This is a genomic window from Shewanella sp. 10B, assembly GCF_023475885.1.
GTDB lineage: Bacteria > Pseudomonadota > Gammaproteobacteria > Enterobacterales > Shewanellaceae > Shewanella > Shewanella mangrovisoli.
This window is the reverse complement of the sequence record NZ_JAMDJO010000002.1, coordinates 25,431-51,681: the sequence shown is the minus strand read 5'-3', so window position 1 is coordinate 51,681 and position 26,251 is coordinate 25,431. Positions and strand designations below refer to the sequence as shown.

Sequence of the window (26,251 nt, the reverse complement as noted above, 5' to 3'; positions counted from 1 at the left end):
CCTCCTTATTTTAAGCGTGCGACTAACAGGTTGTCGGCGCTCAGTTTACCTGCACCTGACACGGCCAGAGACACAGTGGCGGCTAACAGGGCTAAACCAAACTCATAACCGTTATTGCTGAGGAATAGACCATTACCAATGTGGACCGAGAAAATCGCGACCACCATAGTAAAGGACAATACCAGTGCCGTTGGGCGAGTCAGTAAACCGATAATGAGCAGCAAACCACCAAAGAATTCGCTTGAGCCTGCCATCAGTGCCATTAAGTAGCCAGGGGTTAAGCCGATGGAGGCCATCCATTGTCCAGTGCCTTCTAGGCCGTAGCCGCCAAACCAGCCGAAGAGTTTTTGTGAACCGTGGGCCATGAGGATGATCCCGATAGGAATACGCAGGGCCAATGGGGCGAAGCTTGGGGCAGAGGTCAGTAATTTTGTGATAAGTGCTTTCATGGGATGTTCCTTAATTCAAATTTTTTAACTATGTCGTTAATGGGTTAATCGGTTGAGGCTTAACGTTAATCTCTCCATTGGTTTAAAGTTTAGTCTTGACCTTGTAGAAAGAAAATCTGAACATTTTCAAATTGTATTTCAAAAAATTTGAACAAGAGGTTGCTATGTTACCTGTGATGAGTCTCGATGGCTTGATAGTGCTCGATGCTATTGATAAAAAAGGCAGTTTTTCGGCAGCAGCCGAATCCTTATTCCGGGTGCCATCGGCGCTGACCTACACAGTGCAGAAATTAGAGAGCGACTTAGGGGTAAAATTATTTGAACGTAAGGGCCAGCGCGCCGAACTGACCTTAGTTGGCCAGATGGTATTACGCCAAGGGCGGGAGATTTTAGCCGCCACCGCAAGGCTTGAAGAGGCGGTTCGGCAACTCGAAACGGGCTGGGAGTCGGCGTTAACCTTAGCTATTGATACTGTGGTGCCCGATTTACCACTGTTAAAACTGATTGCTGAATTTACCGAGTTAGGTAAACAGGTGACTATTAATATCACCGAGGAATCATTGGGTGGCGGTTGGGATGCTCTGTATTCGGGCCGCGCCGATATTGCCATTGGGGTTACGGGAGAGTTGCCTAAGGGACAATATCACTTAGTCGAAATCGGCATGCTTGAATTCGTGTTTGCCCTAGCGCCTCACCATCCCTTAGCGCAGTTTGACCATCCCATCCCGACCGAAGCCTTGTTGCAATTTCCTTCCGTGGTGGTGGCCGATAGCTCGACGGCGCTCGCGCAGCGCTCCAGTGGATTATTTGATAGTCGCCAAGTTATTCGTGTGCCGAACATGCAGACCAAGATTAAAGCCCAGCAACTTGGGCTGGGTGTGGGTTATCTTCCCAAGCATTTGATCCGCGAAGAACTCGCTTCAGGCGCATTAGTCGCGTGTCAGGTTGAGATCCCAAGACCGGCGCAGCCAGTGTTTCTCGCGTGGCGCAAGGGAAATCAAGGCAAAGCGCAGGCGTGGTTTGCCGAACGTTTACCCCATTGCGACTGGTTGTTTTAGTGAGATGTAAAGTGAACGTGCTGCTAGTGGATGGAGTGAATCACAGTACTTAACCCATTGCTAAGTACTGTGATCAATTAAGAGGATAAAGTTTTGAGGCAAATCCCTGACACAGGGCGCTTACACTGAACGCTTCAAATGGCTGGTGTAATGCACATGGGGCGAGAGCAAATCCGCTAAATTGGGGTTGGGCGCCCGATTGAGGAAGCGAATAAAGGCCTGAGGTAGAGTGAGCGTCTCAATCGATTCCTGCCAGCGCGCCTGTAACAGTGGGTGATAACCTTCTTTCCCTGCGGCGGTATAGGAGGTCGAAACTCCCACATAGAGTGCATCGGGTTGCACTGGATACCAGAGTGATAAGCCATCCTGCTGCATCATTTCAAGCTTGAACAAACGCTCCCCCATTGGGCGTCTGCCGTCGTAGTAATAACGCAATCCATAGGTATAAGGGAAGCTGCCCGCCCCCGTGCCGCGCACACTATTGTTTGTCGCGGCGTTAATCGCCGACTCCAGCGCTTGGTATAAATACTGGCCTTGGATTTCGTATTTGACTAATGGCAATTCGAAGGGCAGCAATTGGCCCAACACATCGGCGAGGGTGAGCCTGCCTTGGGCGACCGATTGCCTTACGCCACCCGCGTTATGCAGGGCAAAGTGGATGCGAGGATCTTCAAGTTTGGCCTCTTGGAACATACTGCGGCTCACCCAAGGGGCGATTTCACTGCCATGGGGTAATGCCTTAGACGGCAGTCTGGTATGCACTAGATTCTTAGGCACAAGGGCTAAGACTTTGTTTTCCATCTCGGCAATCGCGGGGCGATAGATATCGTGGATCACGCCATGAATGTCTTCATCGGCATCATCCCACAATACATAGGGATGCTCATTAAAGCGTTGCTGCACGGCTTGATAGTCGGTGTCATCCACTTGCTCACTCGAACTCAACATAAACTGCTTATCGAGCATAAAGTAGTTGCCACCCTTGAGGCTTATCGCGCGGCCAGTTGCATCAAATTCAATCTCGGCCAAGCCTAAGGTTTCGGCGTATTTCCCCGCATGAACGATAGGAGTGCCATGGATGGTTTCACCATAGGGTATATTGCTTAACCCCAAGGCACTAAAATCGCCCTGCAATGTATGGGTATGGCCACCGACGATAAGGCTGATGCCATCGACTTGTTCGGCAAGCCTTCTATCCTGATCTAAACCTAAGTGACTCAGTACGATAATGTGCTTGATGCCTTTGGCATGTAGATGCTCGACGGTGCGCGCCGTGGTGGCAATCGCATCGACAAAGTGGGTATCGGGATCGGGTCTGGCGATGTCTTTCATCTGATCCAGAGTAATGCCGATGACGGCGAGCTTTTTGTCGTAGAAGGGCTTTTCGAGGTAGCTGGCAAGCTGGTTTTTTTCATCATAGGCCAGAATATTCGCCACAGTACGCAGGTTACCTGGCTTGCGGATATCCTCTTGGCTCAAGTCCATATTCCCTGCCAGCAGAGGAAAATCGATTTGCTTGGCAAATTCGGCGAGCCGCGCATTGCCTTCATCAATATCGTGATTACCAATCACCATGGCATCGGGTGCGAGTAAATTTAGCAGATGGGCGTTGGCCTTGCCCTTAAAATGGCTGAAATACAACGTGCCTTGGAAACTGTCGCCCCCATGCAAAAATAAAAACGGCATCTGGCTTTGTGCAGCTCGGTCACGTGCCTGACTGATCTGATACCCCAGGCGCGCATAGCCACCGCTGTGACTGGTGATATCTAAGGCTTTAAGCCCGAGATTGAAAGAAAATTGTACGCGGCTGGGCTCAAAATTCGAATGGGTATCGTTGATGTGCGCGAGTGAGAGTGTGTATCCCTGTGTCATAACCTACCTCTTTTACGGCGGGAGATTATAACCTTCTCCCCAAAAACAAGAAAGGGAGCCAAGCTCCCTTTACTTTAACAATGACTAAATAATGTCATTAACCCGAACGCGCCTCGTCATCTTCGGCGGCGGCTTCGAAGTCGCCATCATCGGAGAGTCGAATGCCTTTTTGCTTCATGCGCTTGGTCCAGAGTTTACGGGCCAATTGCTGCATGTCGGTCGCAGGGTCATTCACATCGACAATCTCAAGGCCAAGTAGCGACTCGATAATGTCTTCTTGGGTCACAATACCTTGGCTACTGCCGTATTCGTCAACCACCATCGCAATTTGGGTATTGCGTTTAATCATCCGCTCGAATAACGGCAGAATTTTAGCCGTCTCGGGCACCACAAATAGGCTACGCTTAAGCTCACCAATCGGTGCATCAGGGGTGTAACGTTCCGCCAGCAACACATCGGTACGGGTGATATAACCGATAATATCGTCGTGGTCCTGATCGTATACCGGAATACGGGTAAAAGGCTTGTCGCGATATTCCTGCACAAACTCATTTTGCGTCAGTGAAACGGGCAGGGAGAACATCACGGTACGCGGCGTCATAATCGCTGTCACGGGCACGTCACGCACCTTGAGCATTTGGGTCAAAATTTTAGACTCTTGCTCGTCTAACTCACCGGATTCTTGACCAATCTTGGCCATGGCGCTCATTTCTTGGCGAATGTACTGACCTTCTTCCCCTTTACCTAGCAGGCGAGTCACCTGTTGCGACATCCAAATCAGCGGCTTAGTGACACGCTTCATCCAAGTGATGGCAATCGATACACTCGGGGCTAAACGGCGCCAGTGATTGGCTCCCACAGATTTCGGAATAATCTCTGAGAAGAATAGGATGATAAAAGTTAACACTCCGGAGAACACGCCGAGCATGTCATCACCAAAGACCTTGGCCGCTTGCGCACCGGCAACGGCGGCACCCACAGTGTGGGCAATGGTGTTTAGGGTCAAAATAGACACGAGAGGCGCTTCGATGTTTTCTTTTAGTTTACGCAACCGGGCGGCCGCGGCACTGTCAGTTTGTTCGAGCGAGGCGATATAACTAGGGGTAACCGAGAGCAACACTGCTTCGAATACACTGCACAGAAAAGAAACTCCGACAGCGACAAGCACTATAATGATGAGGGTTAACATATAGGTGGTATTACAACTCCATAATTTAGGCCAACATTGACCCTCGCCGATTCTAGCATAGGAGTGTGGAGTTGCTGGCTAAAATTTTTCTGCGTCTGTATAATTCGCCGCCCTGTTGCAGGTTTTGGTGTTGAGGTTAGTCCTATGAGTGAAAAAAAGATCAATTTATTAGACCTTGATCGTAAGGCGATGCGCGCATTATTTGCGGATCTGGGTGAGAAGCCTTTCCGTGCCGATCAGCTGATGAAGTGGATCTATCATTTCGGTGTCAGTGACTTCGAAGATATGACTAACATCAACAAAGTGTTACGCCAAAAGCTGGCGGCGCGCTGTGAGATTGTGGCGCCTGAGATTTCTAGCTATCAAAAATCCACCGATGGCACAATTAAGTTCGCCATCCATGTCGGCGAAGGCCAAGAAGTCGAAACCGTATATATTCCTGAAGATGACCGCGCCACCCTGTGTGTGTCGTCTCAAGTGGGCTGCGCCCTCGAATGTACTTTCTGCTCGACCGCACAGCAAGGCTTTAACCGCAACTTAACTGTCTCTGAAATCGTCGGTCAAATTTGGCGTGTTTCCCACTTCTTAGGGTTCGCCAAAGAAACTGGCGAGCGCCCAATCACCAACGTGGTGATGATGGGCATGGGTGAACCTCTGCTTAATCTTGCCAACGTGATCCCTGCGATGGATATCATGCTGGACGACTTCGGCTTCAGCCTGTCAAAACGCCGTGTGACCCTGTCAACTTCGGGCGTAGTGCCAGCGTTAGATAAACTCGGTGATGCCCTCGATGTGGCGCTGGCTGTGAGTATCCATGCGCCAAACGATGAACTGCGCGATATTCTGGTTCCCGTGAATAAAAAGTATCCATTGCAAGAGTTCCTTGCGGGAATTCGCCGTTATATCGCTAAATCTAATGCTAACCGTGGCCGCGTGACGGTGGAGTATGTGATGCTCGATCACATCAATGACAGCACTGAACAAGCCCATGAATTAGCACAATTAATGAAGGATACGCCCTGCAAGGTTAACCTGATCCCATTCAACCCATACCCAGGCTCGCCCTATGGTCGCTCGTCAAACTCGCGCATCGACCGTTTTTCTAAGGTATTGATGGAATATGGCTTAACTGTGATTGTACGCAAAACCCGTGGTGATGATATTGACGCGGCCTGTGGACAGTTAGCGGGGGATATTCGCGATCGAACCAAGCGTTTAGCAAAAAAACGCATGCAAGAAAATCAGATTTCGGTCACAATGAATTAACTCTTTGTTTGCACAGATTTATAGGCTTGCCCATGAAGCATGGATTGTCAGGGTTATCATTAGCAATTGCCCTGTCATTATTAGTGACAGGATGCGTAACTGAGCGTACCTATTCAGGGACTGATATTCCCGTGTCGGAGCGAAAACTCGATAAAGTTGCCGCCGCACGGGAGCGTATGCAGCTCGGTTTAACCTACCTTAATCGAGGTAACTCGGAACAAGCCAAATACAATCTTGATAAAGCCGTTGAATATGCGCCAGAGCTCGAAGATGTGCATGTGGCCATGGCCTATTACTATCAAACCGTTGGCGATTTAGTACGTACCGAACAGGCGTATCAAGACGCTATCAATACTAAGGACGCCTCTGGCGATTCCATGAATAACTTTGGGGTGTTTTTGTGCCAACAAAAGCGATACGACAAAGCTGAAAAAATGTTTTTGGCCGCGATAGAAATGCCCAAATATACGCGTACCGCGTCCAGTTATGAAAACTTAGGCATTTGCAGCCGAGACGCGGGACAAACAGAAAAGGCACGACAGTATTTTCAGATGGCGTTAAAGTATGACCCGAGACGCTCGGTGTCTTTACTGGAGCTGGCTCAGCTTGGGGTAGATAAAGGTGATTATGTCGATGCGCAAAACCAATTAGCGCGCTATCACCAAGTGGCAGCCCAGACTCCAGAGAGTTTAACGCTCGGAATAAAAATTGAGCAGGCGTTGAATGATGATGCTGCTATGAAGCGATTTGGCATTTTATTGCTCGCCAAATTCCCAGCATCGCCTCAAGCCAAGCAATACAGAGTTAATTTGCATCAATGAAAGATAACGAAATAAACGCGTCAGTAGAACCAGTAGCAGCGAGTGAAGCTGAGTCGACGCCTGATGTAACGCTCGGCACTGTACTCAGAACGGCTCGTGAGCAGATGGGCTTAAGCATTGCGGATACCGCGGTGAAGTTACATCTGCGCCCAGGGATTGTTGAAAATCTTGAAGCCGACGATTTTTCTAATATTTCTTCTTCGACTTATGTTCGCGGATATGTCAAAAACTATGCTCGCATGCTGGGGGTGGATAACGCCCTGATTGAGGCATGCCTAGCGCGGCAGGTGCCGTTAGTGACGCAGCCTGCCATGCAAAGCTTTTCCCGCAAGACGACCTATCAAGCTCGTGACACTAAATTAAAGTGGCTGAGCTTTTTTATTGTCATCGTGTTACTGGGCCTGTTCGTTCTATGGTGGATGCAACGAACCACGCTAGTGACCCATGTTGATGTGTCTCAACCGACGGCGGAAGAGTTAGCGGCGGCGAATCAAACCTTGCCGGGGGATGTGCTGCTAACAGAAACCGATGCTAGTGAACGCTTAAGCGAGATTGCGGTCAATGGTTCAATGGCGACCGATGGTCCGGTAAAAGATACCGACGAGAGCACTATCGACCCGAATATGAACGATACGGCAGCGATGGAAGCGGAACAAACGCCTGCCAATTCGGCTGTGAATCCGAGCGAATCTAACAACGCTCTGACTAGCAATGCTTCGAACACTGCACCGAACTCAGCAGCGAGTAATGTCGTTGGTGTTCCAAGCGCTACGCAAAACGTTGCGACCAATACCGCCCCAGTGCAGAACCCAACCGCATCGAATGCACCCGCAACTAATACTGCTTCGACAGCGCAAGCCATGCCAGTGACCGCAGGGCAGTCGAGCATTACCATTGAGCTCACGGGCGATTGCTGGATCAACATAGTCGATGCCAAGGGCAAAGCGATTGTTGACGGCGTCCGTGGTGCGGGTGCGAATATTCAAGCCAGTGGTGTGCCTCCGTTTAAAGTGATCCTAGGCGCTCCCACTGTCGTGTCCACGTTTACGGTCGATGGTAAAGCCATCAGCCTTGCTGAATTTCCTAAGGGTCGTGTTGCGCGTTTGACTATCCCACAGGTTTAAGTCTGGCGCCTACGCAGAGTACCGAAAAGAGCGTATTGAGTATGTATAACGAAACACCCATAAAGAGACGTCCTTCTACCCGCATTTATGTGGGCAATGTGCCGATTGGTGATGGTGCGCCGATTGCCGTACAGTCGATGACTAACACTAAGACCACAGATGTTGAGGCTACCGTTGCCCAAATCCGTGCCCTAGAGAAAGTGGGTGCCGATATTGTGCGTGTCTCTGTGCCGACGATGGACGCCGCAGAAGCCTTTAAAGTGATTAAGCAATCGGTATCTGTGCCCTTGGTTGCGGATATCCACTTCGATTACCGTATCGCCTTAAAAGTGGCGGAATATGGTGTGGACTGTTTGCGTATCAACCCGGGTAATATCGGTAACGAAGAGCGTATCCGCAGTGTGGTGGAGTGCGCCCGCGATAAAAATATTCCTATCCGTATTGGGGTGAACGGCGGTTCATTAGAAAAAGATCTGATGGACAAATACAAAGAGCCCACGCCAGAAGCCTTACTCGAATCGGCCATGCGCCATGTGGACATTCTCGACCGTTTGAACTTCGACCAGTTTAAGGTCAGCGTAAAAGCCTCCGATGTGTTCTTAGCGGTGGAATCCTATCGTTTATTGGCTAAGCAAATTCGCCAGCCTTTGCATTTAGGCATTACCGAAGCGGGCGGTGCCCGTGCGGGTGCGGTGAAGTCTGCTGTTGGCTTAGGCATGCTGCTTGCCGAAGGCATTGGTGATACCCTGCGTATTTCGTTAGCGGCCGATCCGGTAGAAGAAATCAAAGTTGGCTTTGATATCCTAAAGTCACTGCGTATTCGTAGCCGTGGCATTAACTTTATTGCCTGTCCTTCTTGCTCGCGCCAAGAGTTCGATGTGATCAGCACGGTAAATGAATTAGAGCGCCGCCTCGAAGATGTGACGACTGCGATGGATGTGTCTATCATCGGCTGTGTGGTCAATGGCCCAGGCGAAGCCTTAGTGTCACACATTGGCTTAACCGGTGGACATCGTAAGAGTGGATACTACGATGAAGGCGAGCGTCAAAAAGAGCGTTTCGACAATGATAACCTAGTCGATTCCCTCGAAGCGAAAATTCGCGCTAAGGCGAGCCAAATGGCCAATCGCATCCAAGTGAAAGACACGACTGAGTAATAGACACAGCCGAATCAACCCATAGGTTAAGCGTTATAAAAACACTCAAGCCTTGAGCTAGACCCCGAAACCGACGGGGTCATTTTACGTTTAGTGTTGAACAGCCTATAATGCCTGACATTTTTTATTAATTTAGCGAAAATCGGACGAGTCGATACAGTGGCAAAACAGATCCAAGCGATTCGCGGAATGAACGACATTCTGCCAACTCAAAGTCCTCTATGGCAAAAAGTGGAAGCGGTACTACGTGCGAGCGTGGCTGCTTATGGTTACAGTGAGATCCGCACTCCAATAGTGGAAAATACCGATCTTTTTAAACGCTCTATCGGTGAAGTGACTGATATTGTTGAAAAAGAAATGTATACCTTCGAGGACCGTAACGGTGACAGTTTAACCCTACGTCCAGAAGGCACCGCCTCAACCGTGCGTGCGGGTAATGAGCATGGTCTGCTCTATAACCAAGAACAACGCTTGTGGTACATGGGCCCAATGTTCCGCCACGAACGTCCGCAAAAAGGTCGTTATCGCCAGTTCCACCAGTTTGGTGTGGAAGTCTACGGCATTGGTAGCGCCGATATTGACGCTGAAGTGTTGATGTTATCGGCCCGCCTATGGGAAAAACTCGGCATTAGCGAGCATGTGACGCTTGAGTTGAACACCTTAGGCGACCCCGCTGAGCGCGCCGCTTACCGTGAAGCCTTGATTGCCTTCTTAGAGCAACACAAGGACAAATTAGACGAAGATAGCCAGCGCCGTATGTACAGCAATCCGCTGCGCGTACTGGACTCGAAAGATCCCCAAGTGCAAAGCATTTTAGCTGATGCGCCTGCGCTGATGGATTACTTAGGTGAAGAATCTTCACAACATTTTGCACAATTGCGTGAACTCCTAGACGCGGTTGGCATCCAATACCGAGTTAACCCGCGCTTAGTCCGTGGTTTGGATTACTATAATCGCACGGTTTTTGAATGGGTTACCAATAGCTTAGGCTCTCAAGGCACTGTACTTGCGGGCGGTCGCTACGACGGTTTAGTCGCTCAATTGGGCGGTAAAGATACGCCAGCCGTCGGTTTTGCGATGGGATTAGAGCGCATTGTGTTGCTGCTTGAAACCTTAGAACTGACCCGAGATATCCCTGCGGCTGTCGATGTGTATGTCGCGGCTATGGGGGATAGCTGCTTGGTTGAAGCCATTAAAGTGGCTCAGGAGTTACGCTCAACCTTACCGACTCTGCGTGTTATGAGCCACTGCGGCGGCGGTAACTTCAAGAAGCAAATTAAGCGTGCCGATAAAAGCGGCGCACAAGTAGCCTTACTCATCGGTGAAGAAGAACTCGCCGAAGGTGTGGTTACCGTTAAATATTTACGCAATGACAACGAACAACAACGGGTCGCTCGAAATGCATTAAGCGCATTTTTAGCTGAACTTACCAAATAAGGGGACGTGCGCGTGGAAATTTATAGCACAGAAGAACAACAAGTTGATGCTATCAAGCAGTTCTGGAAAGACTATGGAACCTCGATTGTTATCGGGGCGGTCGTTGGTTTAGGCGGCCTGTACGGTTGGAACTATTACTCCGACATGAAAATCGTGAAGGCCGAAGAAGCATCACAGGCTTTCCAAACCTTAACCACCAAATCAAGTGACGAAGCGGCCATGCTGGCTGGCGTTGCTGAGTTTTCCAAAAATCACGACCAAAAGGGCTATCAAGCACTGCTGGACTTGATCGTTGCGAAAACTGCGGTTGAAGCGAAAGATTTCCCTAAGGCCGAAGAAGCGCTGAAGAAAGTGATTGCCGCTAAGCCGGGCGCCGGATTAGACACAGTGGCAACACTGCGTTTAGCGCGCATTCAAGCAGAGCAAGGCCAAATCGGCACAGCACTCGCTACTTTAGATCAAGTGACTGATAAAGCTTTCTTAGCGCAACGTGAAGAACTCAAAGGCGATTTCTTTGTACGCCAAGGCGAAGCTGATAAAGCGAAAACCGCTTATCAAGCGGCAATGGACAATGGCGGTGTTGTGACCAGCCCTGCACTTAAAATCAAACTTGATAACCTAAATCAAGCATAAGGGACCCCTTGATGAAGTCTTGGTGCAAGAACCTGCTAGCCGCTGGGTTAAGCCTAGCCATGTTATCCGCCTGTTCTTCTAGCGATGTGGAAGAAGAACCGGTAAGTGAGTTAACTGCGATTCAGGCGACAGTGTTTCCTGAAGTAAGTTGGAGCGCCTCTGTAGGTGACGGTGTCGGTGATTATTATTCTCGCCTCACTCCTGCAGTTCGTTACGGTAAAATTTTTGCAGCCGACCGTTACGGCGAAGTCGTGGCCTTTGATGAAGCCACGGGTGAGCGCGTTTGGAAAAAAGATTTTAGTGAAGAGTTTCGTGATAACGCCTTAGCCAAAAACAAGGGCGCACGCTTAGCCGCGGGTGTCACTGCCGCGCGCAATAAAATCTTTGTCGGTGGTGAGAGTGGTCTATTGGCCGCGCTGAATGCCGAAGATGGTCAAGTGCTGTGGCATGTTGTGGCTGGGGGCGAATTACTCTCTAAGCCAACCGTTGCTGACGATGTGGTAGTGGTGAGTACTAGCTCTGGCGCGCTCGAAGCCTTTAACGTCGATACGGGCGCTAAGCTGTGGGCCTATGAGATGCAGTTGCCTAATCTGACCTTACGTGGCACGGGTTCTGCGGCCTATGAGGCGGGTGGTTTCTTTATCGGTACTGCCGATGGCAAAGTCGCCGTTGTGGTGAAAAACAACGGTCAAGCCGCATGGGAACAAGCGATTTATAATCCAACCGGTGGCAATGAGTTTACTCGTATGGCCGATGTGGATATGACGCCGCTGATCTTAGGTGACAACCTGTATGCGGTGAGTTACAACGGTAACTTGGTTTCGATGGAGCTGCGTAGCGGACGTGTGATTTGGACCCGTAAGTACTCCAGCTTCAATGAGCTAGCGTCTGCAGGTTTAAGCTTATTCCTAGTGGATGATCACAGCCGTATCTACTCTGTGGACAGACGTAACGGCTTAGAATTGTGGAGTAACTCTGAGCTGGCGAACCGTACACTCACGTCACCAGCCGTGTATCGCGACTATCTGGTCGTGGGCGATTTTGAAGGTTATCTGCACTTTATTGACCGCAGCACAGGCAGTATTGCCGGTCGTATCCAAGTGGACAGTTCTGGATTATTCAGCCAGCCATTAGTGGTGGATGATAAAATCTACGTGCAAGGTCGCAGCGGAAAGTTAGCTGTTGTAACACTTCCTTAGTTAAAAGTGTTATCCTTGTAGAGCCCCTGGAAGTGTGTTCCGGGGGCTTTTTATTGAAAAGTTTTTTAGAGGCAAAATCATGATCCCTGTAGTGGCCCTTGTTGGTCGGCCGAACGTCGGTAAATCCACCTTATTTAACCGCCTTACGCGTACGCGTGATGCGCTGGTTGCTGACTTTCCTGGCCTAACACGTGACCGTAAATATGGTCGAGCATTCCTATCCGGCTATGAGTTTATCGTGGTGGATACCGGCGGTATCGACGGCACCGAAGAGGGGATCGAAACTAAGATGGCCGAGCAGTCCCTCGCCGCTATCGAAGAAGCCGATGTTGTCTTATTTATGACCGATGCGCGCGCGGGCTTAACCGCCGCAGATTTGTCTATCGCTCAGCATTTGCGTAGCCGCCAAAAAACCACTTTCGTGGTCGCAAACAAGATTGACGGTATCGATGCCGATTCTGCCTGCGCCGAGTTTTGGTCGTTAGGTTTAGGTGAAGTCTATCAAATGGCTGCCGCCCAAGGTCGCGGCGTGACCAACATGATTGAGTACGCCTTAACGCCTTATGCCGAAGCTATGGGCCTTGAACGCCAAGGCGAAGAGGAAGAAGTCGACGAGCGTCAGTACACCGAAGAAGAAGCCGAAGCCGAGCAGAAGCGTCTGCAGGATTTACCGATCAAGCTTGCGATTATCGGTAAGCCGAACGTGGGTAAATCGACACTGACTAACCGTATCTTAGGTGAAGAGCGTGTGGTGGTTTACGATGAGCCGGGCACCACCCGCGACAGTATTTACATTCCGATGGAACGCGATGGCCGCGAATACGTGATTATCGATACTGCTGGTGTGCGTCGCCGCAGTAAAGTCCATGAAGTGATTGAAAAATTCTCGGTGATCAAAACCCTAAAAGCGGTAGAAGATGCCAACGTGGTACTGCTGATCATCGATGCCCGTGAAGGGATTGCCGAGCAGGATTTAGGTCTATTAGGTTTTGCCCTAAACGCGGGCCGCGCCTTAGTCATCGCCGTCAACAAGTGGGACGGTATCGACCAGGGCATTAAAGACCGCGTTAAGAGTGAACTCGACCGCCGCTTAGGCTTCATCGATTTTGCTCGCATTCACTTTATTTCGGCGCTACATGGCACAGGTGTTGGCCATCTGTTTGAGTCGATTGAAGAAGCTTACGACAGTGCGACTCGCCGCGTGAGCACCTCGATGCTGACCCGCATCATGCAAATGTCGCAGGATGACCATCAGCCACCATTGGTGAACGGTCGCCGTGTGAAACTGAAATACGCCCACGCCGGTGGTTATAACCCGCCAATCGTGGTTATTCACGGTAACCAAGTCAGCAAGCTACCGGATTCTTACAAGCGCTACATGATGAACTACTTCCGTCGTTCATTGAAAGTGGTCGGTACGCCAATTCAGCTACGTTTCCAAGAGGGTGATAACCCGTTTGAAAACAAGGTTGAAAAGCTGACCATGAGCCAAGAGCGTCGCCGTAAGCGCGCCCTGAGCCATATTAAAGATCGCAAGACAAAGTAAATCTGCGCTTTGGGCTTAAGCTGAACATAAAAAAGGAACCCTAGGGTTCCTTTTTTGTTGGCGCATTTTAGGGGGAAATCTTAAGTCTTGTTTCGATCAAATGCTTTATTGCTATGGGCTTGAGCGTTGAGTGTTGAGCCTTAAGGCTGTTGTGTCTTAGCTTTCATCTGTTATGTGCGTCACTGTCGACTGCACCTGCCCATGGAGTAGGCGAGTGTTTATCCTATCGCCAATACTCAGCTGAGCGGCATTGTCTATGACTTGGTTATTTGCATCTGTGGTGATGCTGTACCCCCGGCTCAAGGTGGCTAATGGACTGACCGTTTCTAATTGATGGGCGGCATATTTAATTCGCTGCTCACTTTGGTTGAGGGTATCTTGCATAGCGTCCTGCAAACGTGTTGCGAAATAGCTCAACCTATTGGTCTCGAGCGCGAGTTTGTGCTTTGGAGATTGCTGCTCGAGGCGATTTGCCAGTTGCTGCTGACGGCGACTTAAACCGTGCAGTTTGTTAGACAATGCGGCTTCGAGCCGTAATTGCATCTCATCGAAACGCTGCTCGAATTGCTGTAGGGTGCGCTTAGGATCTAAGCGTTGCAGCCTATGCTCGAGCAAACTTAAGCGTCTTTCCTGCTTGAGCTGATAGTGACTCGCGCTCTGTTTGAGGCGTGAGAGTACTGTGGCTAAGCGTTGGCTCTTATTATCGCTATCCTGAGACAGTAGTTCTGCGCCTGCAGAGGGCGTCGGGGCGCGAACGTCGGCCACATAGTCACTGATGGTGGTGTCGACCTCATGGCCTACGGCGCTGACAACGGGTAGGGCACTGTTGTAAATGGTGTGGGCGAGTGCTTCGCTATTAAAACACCATAAATCTTCGAGTGAGCCGCCGCCACGGGTGAGCAGTAATACATCGACCTCGAGCCGTTGGTTGGCGATATTGATGGCTTGGCAGATAGTGAGATCCGCGCTCTCGCCTTGTACCTGAGTGGGATAAATAATCACTTCGATGGAAGGGTCACGGCGGGCAAGCACATGCAACACATCGCGAATAGCCGCGCCCGTAGGGGAGGTGATGACCCCAATACGTTGAATATTTTTCGGTAACTGACGTTTAGTGTCGGCGGCAAATAACCCCTGCGCCGCGAGCTTCATCTTGAGCGCTTCAAATTGTTGTGCCAGTAAGCCATCCCCGGCGGGGAGCATAGACTCAATCAATAGTTGATAGTCGCCTCTAGGCTCGTACACACTAATCGCGCCTTTTACTAGCACTTGCTGACCATTCACTGGTTTAAAGCTCACGCTTTGGTTGCGTCCCTTAAACATGGCGCAGCGAATTTGTGAATAATGATCCTTAAGGGTTAAATACCAATGGCCCGAACTGGGGGCGGAAAAGTTGGAAATTTCACCGTTTAGCCAGACTTTTCCCAGTTGCCCCTCGAGAATTTGCCTGACTTCACCATTAAGGCGTGAGACGGTATAAATATTATTTTTAGGGACTTGCATGTGTTTTCTCGTGCAAATGGGATTTTTTCACTATTTTCCATTTACCGCTCCCCAGATGCAAGGTATAATCCCGCCGCAATATTTCACCTCTAAAATCCTACTCAACTGGGGAGATGTTGCCTATGCTACGTTTAATTAAAGAAGCGCTAACCTTTGACGATGTGTTACTTGTTCCTGCGCATTCGACTGTACTCCCAAATACCGCCATCCTTAAAACTCGCCTGACCAATACCATTGAACTGAATATTCCGCTTGTGTCTGCCGCTATGGACACTGTGACCGAAGCGCGTCTTGCGATCGCCATGGCACAGGAAGGTGGCTTAGGTTTTATTCATAAAAACATGAGCATAGAAAAGCAGGCCGAAGAAGTTCGTAAAGTAAAAATTTACGAAGCGGGTGTGGTTCAACAACCTGTGACGGTAACGCCTTCAACTACGCTGGCGGATCTTAAAGTACTGACCGCGAAGAATGGTTTTGCGGGTTACCCTGTGGTAAACGAAGCCAATGAATTGGTGGGTATTATCACTGGCCGTGACGTACGCTTCGTGACTGATTGGAGCAAAACCGTAGAAGAAGTGATGACGCCAAAGGCGCGTTTAGTCACGGTTGCGGAAGGCACTAAGTTAGATGAAGTGCAAAAATTAATGCACTCAAATCGTATCGAAAAAGTGTTAGTTGTCGATGATAACTTCAAGCTGAAAGGCTTAATCACAGTAAAAGACTTCGAAAAAGCCGAGCGTAAGCCTAATGCCTGTAAAGACGAATTAGGTCGTTTACGTGTAGGCGCCGCCGTGGGTGCAGGTGCCGGTAACGAAGAGCGTGTCGATGCGCTGGTGAAAGCCGGTGTTGACGTGCTGCTGATTGACTCTTCTCACGGCCACTCTGAAGGCGTGTTGCAACGTATCCGTGAAACCCGCGCTAAATACCCAGATTTACAAATCATTGGTGGTAACGTGGCAACAGCTGAAGGCGCATTAGCCCTAGTTGAAGCCGGTGTTAACGCGGTTAAAGTCGGTATTGGCCCTGGTTCTATCTGTACCACACGTATCGTGACGGGTGTGGGCGTGCCACAAATTACCGCAGTGTCTGACGCTGCCGAAGCCGTAAAAGGTTTAGGGATCCCAGTTATTGCCGACGGCGGTGTACGTTTCTCCGGTGACTTAGCCAAAGCCTTAGCCGCAGGTGCATCGTGCATCATGGCGGGTTCAATGTTCGCGGGTACTGACGAAGCGCCGGGCGAAACTGAACTCTACCAAGGCCGTGCCTATAAGTCATACCGCGGTATGGGTTCTTTAGGCGCCATGTCTCAAGGTTCTTCTGACCGTTATTTCCAATCTGACAATGCTGCCGACAAGCTGGTGCCAGAAGGCATCGAAGGCCGTGTACCTTACAAAGGCAAGCTCAAGGAAATCATCCATCAACATATGGGTGGTCTGCGTTCATGCATGGGCCTAACGGGCTGTGCCACGATCCAAGAACTGAACGAAAAAGCGCAATTTGTGAAAGTGACTTCTGCTGGCATGGGCGAGTCCCACGTTCACGATGTGACTATCACTAAAGAAGCGCCAAACTACCGTTCAGGTGCGTAAACGTTTGTGATAACGGGGCGGCGATAGCCGCCCCGTTATTAAGATTTGTATGCCCTCAAGATTGAACCTCGCAGTCTTGAGCTAAGTTAAAACAATAGATGAGATAAAGGTTATCCATGAGCGATATTCATGAGCATAAGATACTGATCCTCGACTTTGGATCTCAGTACACCCAGCTAATTGCCCGTCGTATCCGTGAAATTGGTGTTTACTGTGAGTTATGGGCGTGGGATGTGACCGAAGCCCAAATCCGTGAGTTTGCCCCTAACGGGATTATCCTCGCTGGCGGCCCTGAAAGTGTGACTGCCGACAATTCTCCCCGCGCACCTGAATATGTGTTCAATGCTGGCGTGCCTGTATTAGGGATCTGCTACGGCATGCAAACCATGTCTGAGCAGCTTGGCGGTAAAGTGATTCAAGGCGTTGGCGAAGGCGAGTTCGGCTACGCTCAAATCGAAATGTTAGCGCAATCGGCCCTGTTTAAAGATATCGAAGACGCAGTCAGTGCCGACGGCAAATCTCTGCTCGATGTGTGGATGAGCCATGGCGATAAAGTTTCGGCTATCCCTGAAGGTTTCGTGGCCGTTGCTAAAACTGACACTTGCCCATTTGCGGCCATGTCTTGTGAGGAAAAACGTTTCTACGGCGTGCAGTTCCACCCTGAAGTCACTCATACCCGCCAAGGTATGCGTATGCTGTCGCACTTTGCCTTGGATATCTGCGGCTGTGCGGCTAACTGGAAACCTTCTTCAATCATCGAAGACGCTATCGAACGCTTGAAAAAACAAGTAGGCGACGATGAAGTTATTTTAGGTCTGTCTGGTGGTGTGGATTCATCGGTAGTGGCCATGCTGCTGCACCGCGCCATTGGCAAAAAACTGACCTGCGTATTCGTTGATAACGGCTTACTGCGTTTAAACGAAGCGAAGCAAGTCATGGAAATGTTTGGTGACCATTTCGGTCTGAACATTGTTCACGTCGATGCGGAAAACCGCTTCCTTGACGCGCTGAAAGGCGAAGCCGATCCAGAAGCGAAACGTAAGATCATTGGCCGTGTGTTCGTTGAAATTTTCGACGAAGAAGCCAAGAAATGCGTTAATGCTAAATGGTTAGCCCAAGGCACTATCTACCCAGACGTTATTGAATCTGCGGGTAGCGCGACCGGTAAAGCCCATGTGATTAAGTCGCACCATAACGTTGGCGGTCTGCCAGACGATATGGAGCTAGGTCTGGTTGAGCCACTGCGCGAACTCTTTAAAGACGAAGTGCGTAAGATTGGCCTTGAGCTAGGTCTGCCTTACAACATGCTTTACCGCCACCCGTTCCCAGGCCCTGGCTTAGGCGTGCGTGTACTAGGCGAAGTGAAGAAAGAATACTGTGATTTGCTGCGCCGCGCCGATGCCATTTTCATCGAAGAGCTGCACAAAGCTGATCTTTATAACAAAGTCAGCCAAGCCTTTACCGTGTTCTTACCGGTTCGTTCTGTAGGTGTGATGGGCGATGGCCGTAAATACGATTGGGTGGTGTCACTACGCGCCGTTGAAACCATCGACTTTATGACCGCTCACTGGGCACACTTGCCATACGATTTCTTAGGTCGTGTGTCTAACCGTATCATCAACGAAATCGACGGTATCTCCCGCGTGGTTTACGATATTTCAGGTAAGCCACCTGCAACTATCGAGTGGGAATAAGTTAATTACGGCTCATCGATTCGATGAAGGGCCCCGCCAAAAGGCGGGGTTCTTGTTTATGGAGGTAATGCTTAAAATATTTTTTCTACAGAAGTGACAAAGATTGGATCAGGCTTTTCCTGTCCAACAAGTCTCTTCTTACGTTCCTTGTCTCTTTCTTTGATGGCTTTTTCCCTTGCTTGGTTAAACACAGAGGAATAATGTGACCATTTACAAGCTATCGGAGGTTGTGTACTAATGCGTGCATCCATGCAGGTTTTGGCAATGATTAGATTTAGCCAGAATTCGTCTTGTGTTGGTGCGTCCCACATATTTTGAACCCATTTTTGTGCCCATAGAGCATTCTCATATTCTGTAAATGCATGTTTAGCTGCTTTGGCACACATACCTTTACCATTGATGTGTTTATCAATTATGCCAACGAGTTTATCAGACTGAGTCGAGTATCCTGCAATCGTTATGGCGTATGCTTGATCTAAACTATCTTCGCTGGAAGCAAATTTTTGAATCAATGATGTAATAAAGTCAGCCGCACCAAAACGCTCTGCTGCGAGTATTTCTCGGGCAAGAACAGCGTCATTTTCGGCACCTAACAGTCTTTGATACCACAACTTTTCTATTGGTTTAGACACTTTGCTTCCCCAAATGGCTTGATGCTCAAGGGTAAGTTCGTCTCCCAAAACAAGTGTTACGAAACCTTGTGACGTTACTGCTCGGTTTAGCAGGAGGGCAGCTTTTTCTGGATGTTTCGAAGAAAGCAGGTTCGCAACGGCAAAGGCCAAGTTCTGGAGCCAAACGAATTTAGTGTCGCCTGTTTGCTCTATAATGCTGTACAGTTCATCGAGCAAAGAGGGCACTTCAAAAACTAGGCGTTGGAGATTGTCTATAGTAATTTCTTTAACTAAGAGTTCAGCATCAGAGCCTTTCAGTTTTGCGAAAAAAGCCTCTGCTACTGCATTGAGTCTGCTTTGTTTTTTGTCGAAATAATCATCGTTATTTAGAATTTCCTTTAAGCTCTTTTGCTTGGGGAAGCGTCCATCTTCTCGAGCTGTATCTTCAATAGATATGAAGGCAAATGGAGCTGGTTCAGTTCTTGACAGTTCAAAGTCTGCAAGTGGAAGTTGTATCCTACTGGTGGCAGTAATCCCGCAACTAAGTCGTTGTACAAAGCAATCTATCATTGGTTTAGCAAATGATTTTCCTAATCTATCTGCAGATGCGAACCAAGTCTTATGGCTGATCCGATTTAGAAGATCTTCAATCGATAATTCCTTTCGAAAGCATGCCTCAACCAACAGCATAGAGCCGAACCACTCCTCATAGGTTTTCTGATTTATTGAAGTTGCGTTCCATTGTTCTACCGTATGGACTTGCCGAACACGCTTCAAATCATTGAACACTGCTAATTGGTAGATAATTGCGCGAATCATAGAGGAATCATAAATAAAACACTTTAATATCAGATCTTCGAGTTCACTATTTATCTCGGTATGCCCATATAGTGCAGCTGCAAGAGTTCCATAAACAGCTTCTTCATCGTTAATTTCGAGTGATTTTTGAAGTGCTGTGACGATTGCTTCTGTTGGTTGGCGTTTAAGGCTTGGGATGGTTTTTAGTAAATATTTTGTCCCTACGATTTTGCTCGTCATGCATTTGAGCTGTTCTTCTGCTGAAATTTGTGCGGCTGCATAGTAAAACACAAACATCTTACAAATCTCCCGATCATTTTCTGGCAGTGTCTCAAAGGCATCGCTTTCTACCATTCTATTGAGCATGCCTTTTGCCAAGTCAGGGGTGACCAATGGCATGTCATGTTCACAGTTCAGAATGACCTGCCGCAGAGGAAGTCCTGTTCTTGTCAACAACCCTGTAAGAAGACTTCGAGTTTTTTTAATAGCGACTGTGGGTTCAAATCGGCATGCAACTGGCAGGAATTGTATGAAGCTGTGGTCTTCGCTGCTTTGCCCCATCATTGTCTGTAACATCATATCGGGAGCAAGAGCTGTGAATTGTTGGATTCCTTGCTCCATATCTGTTGGTCGAGCTGCATCAGGATTTGCCACTTTAACTTGACGCCATTTGTAGGGTGATGGTTGGTCAAAGCGATACCAATCTTTTCGTAGTTCTTCTGCAATGGCATTTGCTTCTGCTGCATTTGTTTCTTCACCGGTTGCATTAAGCATTCGAACAACCGTCCACTTAGCTCCTTTCGAAGTAGTATTATTACGTAGTGGCTCAATCGCTCTAAGGAAGGAATGTCTGGTTGCGGCGCGCTCCACCCTATTAAATGTCGTAAGTTGCTGAAATGCTTTTTGTGCAAAAGAGATATCTTTATTCAATGAAAAAGCTAAGCCCATTGCAACAAAGCTATCAGCGAAGTCAACGAGGGAGCGTCCCGCCAGTAGCCGAAGTGCAAATGTAAATAACTCGTCAGGCGAGCCTGATACTTCGGTCATCTGCGTCAGTAGTTGCTTTTCAAAAGAGGATAAAGAAGACAAGGTCTCTTCAATTTCAGATTTCTTTCTCTCAAGCTGTTTTTCGTACTCTGAGTCATTTCGCCTGTGATAACGATTAGTCTGCTCAACAGGATCTTTGTTGTAGCAGTGAAGCCACTGATGTATGGCTGCTTCTACTGTTTGCCACCCAGATTCAGAACGTCCAACCTCAAGTGCGGCCTGGGTTAACCAGTCTTGATTGATTCTCCTTCCATTTTCGAGACAATGAATCTTTAAAACATCGAAAAGCGTTTCTGGTTGAAGCTTGACGATCTCAACGAATTCTTCAAATCGACAGTCGTCCACGTTTTGAAGGTTGGCAAACTCATTTAGTAGACCTGATAAGATTTTATTATCAAATCTAATGTCGTCGTCGAGTGCGCAGATCATTAAAGATGCAAAGAGCACATCAGCGGTTCGGTCCATAGCCTGTATCGGCTCGATAAGCTGGCATATCCGAGTGGCTAAATTCTGTTTTGCCCGAAGCGTTTGCCAAAGTTGGTCAACCAGCGTGAAGCCGAGTGCGAGAGTCAAACCCTCTTCACGTAGTTCGTATTGATCACCTGGCCCAGGGAGAGTTAGGAAGAAACGTGTCTCAATGACGGCGCTGGAGTCTGCCTGAAAATTCTGAGGTGGTTCGTTTATAGATGCCTGCACTCGTTTTAACACCTCTGCAGCGTGCTGACTGAGGCGGTTGGTCAAATCCGCGAAGGTTTCGTTTTCGTAGTTTTCAAGCTGTGACGCGCGAAGGTGCTCCATTAGCAACCTATCGGTTGTCAACCCTTTCCAAGCCATTGCCTCCTTATGAGGAAGTATCGCAATGGCAATGCTGAGTAACCTTGGATTTTGGAGTGTTGTCAGTGTTTGTTGGTCGAGCCAATCAAGAGAAATGCCATGGTATGTAAGCAGCGTATCGCGCTCTACTGATGACCATTCAGGGACTTCAATGACTGTGGGGGTAAATGCTATTCCTCTTGCTATTATTTTCCGCCAAAAGTGAGGCCTGACAGTCACAATTAGCCTACCTCCAATTTGGGATAGTTGGGATTGTATAGCGTTAATCAGCTTGTCCCAGCGGAGGTTTTGACGTTGGTTTAAACCATCAATAACGACTAAAAATTGAGCTTTTGGTGGTGTAATCCTCCAAGCCTGAAGGCGACGTCTCCATCGACTCTTAAGTGCTTCAGTAGCCACTTCATTGGTTTGCTTAATCAAAATTTCAATAAGGAAGTCATCAAGTTCTTCTACTGACGTTCTCTCAAGTTGCTCTGCACTGACGAATAACGCCAAGCCCTTAGTCTCAGAACACAATTGCGCTGAAAGCCATGATTTGCCGTGGCCCTCATCACCCAACAGAATGACTTCTTTGCCAGCTTGAATTTCTCCTGCGATCTGGTCTCGCAGTTCAGTGCGCATTAACGGGAAGGATTTATCTTTTAATACCGCTAGCCCTTGCCCTAAACGCTCCTGAGCTAAACGCTTGTCGTAAAATGTTTCAATTCGCCATTCATGGTTCAACTCAATCGCGCGTTGTAAGGCCAGCTTCGAAACATTGAGGTTCGACTTGAGTCTTTGAAGGAGATTTTCGAATTCTGGATGGTTTGAGATTGTTTGGAATGACGACTTGAGTTCACTATCAGTTAGCTTTGGTTGGCACGTTTTCTCTAAGTAATTTTTGACGATGAAATCGATGGCAGGCTCGCCAGCTGCAACCACGGCTATAGCTAGAAGCGGCAGTGGGACAGAGGTCCAATCCAAAATAAACGTAGAAATTGCATTTTTGTCACCATCTTCCTGGATATCCCTTGCAATCTGTGAACTTATCTCTGTTGTCGCACCAAGAATCCACAAACGATCTGCGGCACTTTGGCTGCGAGCTAAATCCGCTATTTTCGGCAAGACGTCATTTCTATGAATATCACCAGAGTATCGCTTGGCTTCGAAGATAACGGAGTCTAGCGGCATAGCTGCATCTCCGTCCATACCACCTTGTAGTCCACTTGCCGCAAGGCGGAACGGGATGCCAGTCAAATTCGTTAGGACAATGCGAAGGAGCCCTTCAAATCCATCAGGTCCAGCTGCCTTGATAGATAAGATGCTGTTTCGGATGTTCTCAAGGCTTTGTGAGTACTGGCAAACAGATTCGCTCATGTTTTTTCTCGTTTAGTTTGAATGGATCATTACCCTATTAATAACGCTATATCTTTCATGATTAAATTACTGATACTGGAGCACCTCAATTGAAAGAGATATCTATAGTGCTCAGTCTTCTAAACATAGTAATTCCTGTATCTGTGACTTACCACACCAGATTTTTTGTAACTGGTTTTTTTTAAAGGTATTTATACTCATTTCATTCTTTGAGTAAATAGTATCTAAGTCATCGTTTTTGTAAGCAAAAGGCGCCAAGTGCGCCTTTTTTTATTGGTTATGGGTATAATTGCCCAAATTGTTGATTAATGAGAATCCTTAAGTGGAGCTGATAAAACTGGATCCCAATACCCTGCATGGGAAGACACCTAGCCCTAATGAACTTGGTTGTGATGAAGTTAGTGCTGATGTGCTAACTGGCGAGCAACTTTGCCTCAATCAAGTGGATGTTGAACAAACTCGAGTCGATGAACATTGGATGCGTGTCGCGATGAGTATGGCTGAAAAGGCCGAGGTTGCGGGTGAAGTACCAGTGGGGGCGGTTTTAGTCAAAGGTGGTCAGCAAATCGCGGCCGGATATAACTTGTCTATCAGTGAGCACGACCCCTGCGCCCATGCTGAAATTCAGTGTTTGCGAGCTGCGGGTCAAACGATTGAAAACTATCGCCTCCTCGATACCACTCTTTACGTTACCCTCGAGCCTTGTGCCATGTGCGCCGGAGCTATGGTGCATAGCCGAATTGCCCGCGTGGTATTTGGGGCAAAGGATGAGAAGACGGGCGCTGCAGGAACCGTGCTTAATCTCTTGCAGCATCCCGCCTTTAATCATCAAGTTGAAGTGGTGTCAGGGGTGTTAGCGCAGGACTGTGCTGACCAATTGAGCCGCTTTTTTAAACGTCGCAGGGAGGAAAAGAAGGCTTTAAAACAGGCTCAAAAGGCGCAGCAGGGGACGCTATCCTAAGGAGTTTAGGGACTCGCTTAAGTGTTAGTCTTGGGCTTGGATAAACGTAAAAAACAGTTTGTGGCGATTCAGCACCCGGCGATGGCGAATTTTGAGTGTTGTACGACGGCGTGATGCACTGTTATTGATGGTTTTTCTTCTCATATAGACCCCGTTTTCAATCTTGTTATTGTCTAGGTTAAGGCTATTTTTGCTTTGGTTAACGGCTATGGGTTAACTCGCAATGATTATTATATTGACCTGTCACTATGACAGTATCAGCAGAGATCTCAGGCGGCAATCCCCCTCGATGCATCTGCTCTATAAAGCAGCGTTTTTAGCCCTAAGCTAGCTCACTTTAGCCTGTATTGGCTTAATCTAAGATTAAAATCGTGGTTTGATGGCCGCAAAAAAGCAAGGCTGCGGCACAAGTCAAGTGATTGAGGGGGAAGCGGTTAGGGCTATTTCGGCTTATCTGGGCTGAGGGTGCCTGGCACTGGCGCTGGGCCATCTTCCGAGGCGAGGTCGCTCGGCTCTTCATCATCGCTATTTTGTTGTTTAGATTGATTATCGACCCAGACTAAGGTGTCGTAATAGCGGCGAATGCTGTCGACGTAATGCACGGCTTCGCTACCACGGGCATAGCCATAGCGGGTCTTCTGGTAATATTTACGCTTTTGCAGCAGTGGTAATACCTTTTTAAGATCCCGCCAGGCGTTTGGATTAAGCTCCATAGATTCGGCGAGTTTACGGGCGTCTTCCACATGGGCATAACCGATATTGTAAGAGGCCAGCGCAAACCACATGCGTTGACTCTCGGGGATAGACTCGGGCAGACGATTGATCATATCCCGTAAATAAGCGGCGCCGCCGCGAATACTTTCTTCCGCATCGAGTCGGTTTGTAATGCCAATTTCTTTGGCGGTCGGCTGCGTGAGCATCATCATGCCGCGCACCCCAGTCGGCGAGCGAGCATTAGGATTCCAATGGGACTCTTGATAACTGGTCGCCGCCAATTTACGCCAATCTAAGTCTCCGGCGTGGGTTTCGAAAAGCTGACGATAACGAGGCAATACGGTTTCGATGGCGCGCAGGAAGGCGCGGGTGTCGATATAGTCGAAACGTTTTACGTGACCAAAGTATTTTTCATTAAGATGATCGAGTGTACCAGCGAGTTTCTCTTGGTGCCAAAACGCCAATAACTGACTCATCAAGCCGTCACTGTGTGCGGGTGGCAGCAACCAAACCACATCGAGCTTTTCTTCTAGCACGAGCCCTGAGCGCAGATCCGGTAAATAGCGGCGGTTAATTTGCACGCTGCTCGAGTCGGCGATGGTGTAGTCAATTTCCTTGTTGGCGATCATCGCCAGCAGCTCTTCGCTGTCTTTATCTGTGACTTGATCCCACACGAGCGTCGGATGGCGTTTCTGTAATTGCGTCAAGGTTTCCACAAAAGAAGAGTCGGCAATTACGGTAATTTTGCCTTTTAAGTCAGTGATATCTTTAGGTGTTGGCATGCCTTCACGGTAAACCAGTACTTGATTGACGCGATACAGCGGCGGGCCTAAACGGAATTGTTCGCGCCGCGCTGGGGTTTCTGTCATCCCCGCGGCAATGATATCAATCTCGTTTTTTTTCAGTGCATCATAGAGTTCGGCGCGGTTGGTATAAGGCACCATTTTTAAGGGCACATCGAGATACTCGGCAAAGAGCACCGCCATATCGTAATCGAAGCCGCTGTTGCCTTGGCCCGAGGTCATATAAATTTGTGGGCCATATAGGGTGCCGACCCTTAATTCGGTGAGTTTATGGGGGACATATTCTGTTTCTTCCACGGTCACTTGCTGACAAGCCGTCAGTAAGAAACCTAAGATAATCGCGAACAGAAATCGAGTCATTAAACACACTTTATTAAATAAAATCAAAATGATGAACAGTAGAAGGTCAGTGAGGTAACAAGGATAAACTGGCTGACATTGCTGTGATTATATCCGTTTGTCGCCAATTACGTAAAAAAATCGTACCGCATGGAATACGAAGGAGGGGAAAAGGGCCGCTTTTTATCTTAATAGGAAACACTGTTTTACGTAAGGTCACAGGTGATTTGTGACAGACATTTCCTTATAAT

18 protein-coding genes are annotated in these 26,251 nt (G+C 48.5%); 12 read left to right on the top strand and 6 right to left on the bottom strand.

Going from position 1 to position 26,251, the window contains the following annotated elements:
- Positions 1–5: 5 nt before the first annotated feature.
- Positions 6–449, bottom strand: coding sequence for a DoxX family protein (locus M0415_RS07615; protein ID WP_088212050.1), 444 nt, complete (start codon positions 447–449; stop codon positions 6–8).
- Positions 450–613: 164 nt separating this feature from the next.
- On the opposite strand from M0415_RS07615, the gene M0415_RS07610 reads away from it, so the two are divergent.
- On the top strand, positions 614–1,507 hold the full coding sequence (locus M0415_RS07610; RefSeq protein ID WP_088212049.1) for a LysR family transcriptional regulator: 894 nt from the start codon (positions 614–616) through the stop codon (positions 1,505–1,507).
- A gap of 120 nt (positions 1,508–1,627) precedes the next feature.
- Here M0415_RS07610 and M0415_RS07605 read toward each other — a convergent pair whose 3' ends face one another.
- Positions 1,628–3,379 (bottom strand): bifunctional metallophosphatase/5'-nucleotidase, encoded by a 1,752-nt coding sequence (locus M0415_RS07605; RefSeq protein WP_088212048.1) that lies wholly within the window; start codon positions 3,377–3,379, stop codon positions 1,628–1,630.
- A gap of 97 nt (positions 3,380–3,476) precedes the next feature.
- Positions 3,477–4,568 (bottom strand): CNNM domain-containing protein, encoded by a 1,092-nt coding sequence (locus tag M0415_RS07600; protein ID WP_088212047.1) that lies wholly within the window; start codon positions 4,566–4,568, stop codon positions 3,477–3,479.
- 144 nt (positions 4,569–4,712) lie between these two features.
- Here M0415_RS07600 and rlmN point away from each other — a divergent pair, with 144 nt between their 5' ends.
- The 8 genes from rlmN to der all read left to right on the top strand — a co-directional run bounded on the left by rlmN (position 4,713) and on the right by der (position 13,751).
- Complete coding sequence (gene rlmN / locus M0415_RS07595; protein WP_249554483.1) at positions 4,713–5,834, top strand: dual-specificity RNA methyltransferase RlmN; 1,122 nt, start codon at positions 4,713–4,715, stop codon at positions 5,832–5,834.
- Between the two features lie 32 nt (positions 5,835–5,866).
- A complete protein-coding gene (pilW, locus tag M0415_RS07590; RefSeq protein WP_088212046.1) occupies positions 5,867–6,655 on the top strand; it encodes a type IV pilus biogenesis/stability protein PilW in 789 nt (262 codons plus the stop codon).
- Positions 6,652–7,779, top strand: a complete 1,128-nt coding sequence (locus M0415_RS07585; protein ID WP_088212045.1) for a RodZ domain-containing protein — start codon at positions 6,652–6,654, stop codon at positions 7,777–7,779. The genes pilW and M0415_RS07585 overlap by 4 nt, the downstream gene beginning before the upstream one ends.
- 41 nt (positions 7,780–7,820) lie before the next feature.
- Positions 7,821–8,936, top strand: coding sequence for a flavodoxin-dependent (E)-4-hydroxy-3-methylbut-2-enyl-diphosphate synthase (gene ispG, locus M0415_RS07580; protein ID WP_011622016.1), 1,116 nt, complete (start codon positions 7,821–7,823; stop codon positions 8,934–8,936).
- A gap of 159 nt (positions 8,937–9,095) precedes the next feature.
- Positions 9,096–10,373 carry a histidine--tRNA ligase gene (gene hisS, locus M0415_RS07575; RefSeq protein WP_088212044.1) on the top strand — a complete coding sequence of 426 codons (1,278 nt, stop codon included), beginning with the start codon at positions 9,096–9,098 and terminating at the stop codon, positions 10,371–10,373.
- A gap of 12 nt (positions 10,374–10,385) precedes the next feature.
- Positions 10,386–11,006, top strand: a complete 621-nt coding sequence (locus M0415_RS07570) for a tetratricopeptide repeat protein (RefSeq protein ID WP_011622018.1) — start codon at positions 10,386–10,388, stop codon at positions 11,004–11,006.
- A gap of 11 nt (positions 11,007–11,017) precedes the next feature.
- Complete coding sequence (bamB, locus tag M0415_RS07565) at positions 11,018–12,205, top strand: outer membrane protein assembly factor BamB (RefSeq protein ID WP_088212043.1); 1,188 nt, start codon at positions 11,018–11,020, stop codon at positions 12,203–12,205.
- A 79-nt stretch (positions 12,206–12,284) separates the two neighbouring features.
- Entirely contained in the window at positions 12,285–13,751 is a 1,467-nt protein-coding gene (gene der / locus M0415_RS07560; protein WP_088212042.1) for a ribosome biogenesis GTPase Der, read from the top strand.
- A gap of 156 nt (positions 13,752–13,907) precedes the next feature.
- On the opposite strand, the gene xseA is transcribed toward der, so the two are convergent.
- Positions 13,908–15,254 carry an exodeoxyribonuclease VII large subunit gene (gene xseA / locus M0415_RS07555; RefSeq protein ID WP_088212041.1) on the bottom strand — a complete coding sequence of 449 codons (1,347 nt, stop codon included), beginning with the start codon at positions 15,252–15,254 and terminating at the stop codon, positions 13,908–13,910.
- Positions 15,255–15,376: 122 nt separating this feature from the next.
- Between xseA and guaB the strand changes: the two genes are divergently transcribed.
- Both guaB and guaA read left to right on the top strand, forming a co-directional pair.
- Positions 15,377–16,843, top strand: coding sequence for an IMP dehydrogenase (guaB, locus tag M0415_RS07550; RefSeq protein ID WP_011622022.1), 1,467 nt, complete (start codon positions 15,377–15,379; stop codon positions 16,841–16,843).
- 116 nt (positions 16,844–16,959) lie between these two features.
- The gene (guaA, locus tag M0415_RS07545; RefSeq protein WP_011622023.1) at positions 16,960–18,537 is read left to right on the top strand and encodes a glutamine-hydrolyzing GMP synthase; all 1,578 of its coding nucleotides are present in this window, start codon (positions 16,960–16,962) and stop codon (positions 18,535–18,537) included.
- A gap of 71 nt (positions 18,538–18,608) precedes the next feature.
- Here guaA and M0415_RS07540 read toward each other — a convergent pair whose 3' ends face one another.
- Complete coding sequence (locus M0415_RS07540; RefSeq protein ID WP_088212040.1) at positions 18,609–23,183, bottom strand: NACHT domain-containing protein; 4,575 nt, start codon at positions 23,181–23,183, stop codon at positions 18,609–18,611.
- Positions 23,184–23,625: 442 nt separating this feature from the next.
- On the opposite strand from M0415_RS07540, the gene tadA reads away from it, so the two are divergent.
- Positions 23,626–24,144, top strand: coding sequence for a tRNA adenosine(34) deaminase TadA (gene tadA, locus M0415_RS07535; protein WP_342190627.1), 519 nt, complete (start codon positions 23,626–23,628; stop codon positions 24,142–24,144).
- Positions 24,145–24,584: 440 nt separating this feature from the next.
- Here tadA and mltF read toward each other — a convergent pair whose 3' ends face one another.
- A complete protein-coding gene (gene mltF, locus M0415_RS07530) occupies positions 24,585–26,021 on the bottom strand; it encodes a membrane-bound lytic murein transglycosylase MltF (protein ID WP_088212038.1) in 1,437 nt (478 codons plus the stop codon).
- Between the last annotated feature and the right edge of the window lie 230 nt (positions 26,022–26,251).

Bases quoted from the DNA above. Each gene is read 5' to 3' on its own strand.
- M0415_RS07615 (WP_088212050.1), bottom strand. From the start codon at position 449: ATGAAAGCACTTATCACAAAATTACTGACCTCTGCCCCAAGCTTCGCC.
- M0415_RS07610 (WP_088212049.1), top strand. From the start codon at position 614: ATGTTACCTGTGATGAGTCTCGATGGCTTGATAGTGCTCGATGCTATT.
- M0415_RS07605 (WP_088212048.1), bottom strand. From the start codon at position 3,379: ATGACACAGGGATACACACTCTCACTCGCGCACATCAACGATACCCAT.
- M0415_RS07600 (WP_088212047.1), bottom strand. From the start codon at position 4,568: ATGTTAACCCTCATCATTATAGTGCTTGTCGCTGTCGGAGTTTCTTTT.
- rlmN (WP_249554483.1), top strand. From the start codon at position 4,713: ATGAGTGAAAAAAAGATCAATTTATTAGACCTTGATCGTAAGGCGATG.
- pilW (WP_088212046.1), top strand. From the start codon at position 5,867: ATGAAGCATGGATTGTCAGGGTTATCATTAGCAATTGCCCTGTCATTA.
- M0415_RS07585 (WP_088212045.1), top strand. From the start codon at position 6,652: ATGAAAGATAACGAAATAAACGCGTCAGTAGAACCAGTAGCAGCGAGT.
- ispG (WP_011622016.1), top strand. From the start codon at position 7,821: ATGTATAACGAAACACCCATAAAGAGACGTCCTTCTACCCGCATTTAT.
- bamB (WP_088212043.1), top strand. From the start codon at position 11,018: ATGAAGTCTTGGTGCAAGAACCTGCTAGCCGCTGGGTTAAGCCTAGCC.
- der (WP_088212042.1), top strand. From the start codon at position 12,285: ATGATCCCTGTAGTGGCCCTTGTTGGTCGGCCGAACGTCGGTAAATCC.
- xseA (WP_088212041.1), bottom strand. From the start codon at position 15,254: ATGCAAGTCCCTAAAAATAATATTTATACCGTCTCACGCCTTAATGGT.
- guaB (WP_011622022.1), top strand. From the start codon at position 15,377: ATGCTACGTTTAATTAAAGAAGCGCTAACCTTTGACGATGTGTTACTT.
- guaA (WP_011622023.1), top strand. From the start codon at position 16,960: ATGAGCGATATTCATGAGCATAAGATACTGATCCTCGACTTTGGATCT.
- M0415_RS07540 (WP_088212040.1), bottom strand. From the start codon at position 23,183: ATGAGCGAATCTGTTTGCCAGTACTCACAAAGCCTTGAGAACATCCGA.
- mltF (WP_088212038.1), bottom strand. From the start codon at position 26,021: ATGACTCGATTTCTGTTCGCGATTATCTTAGGTTTCTTACTGACGGCT.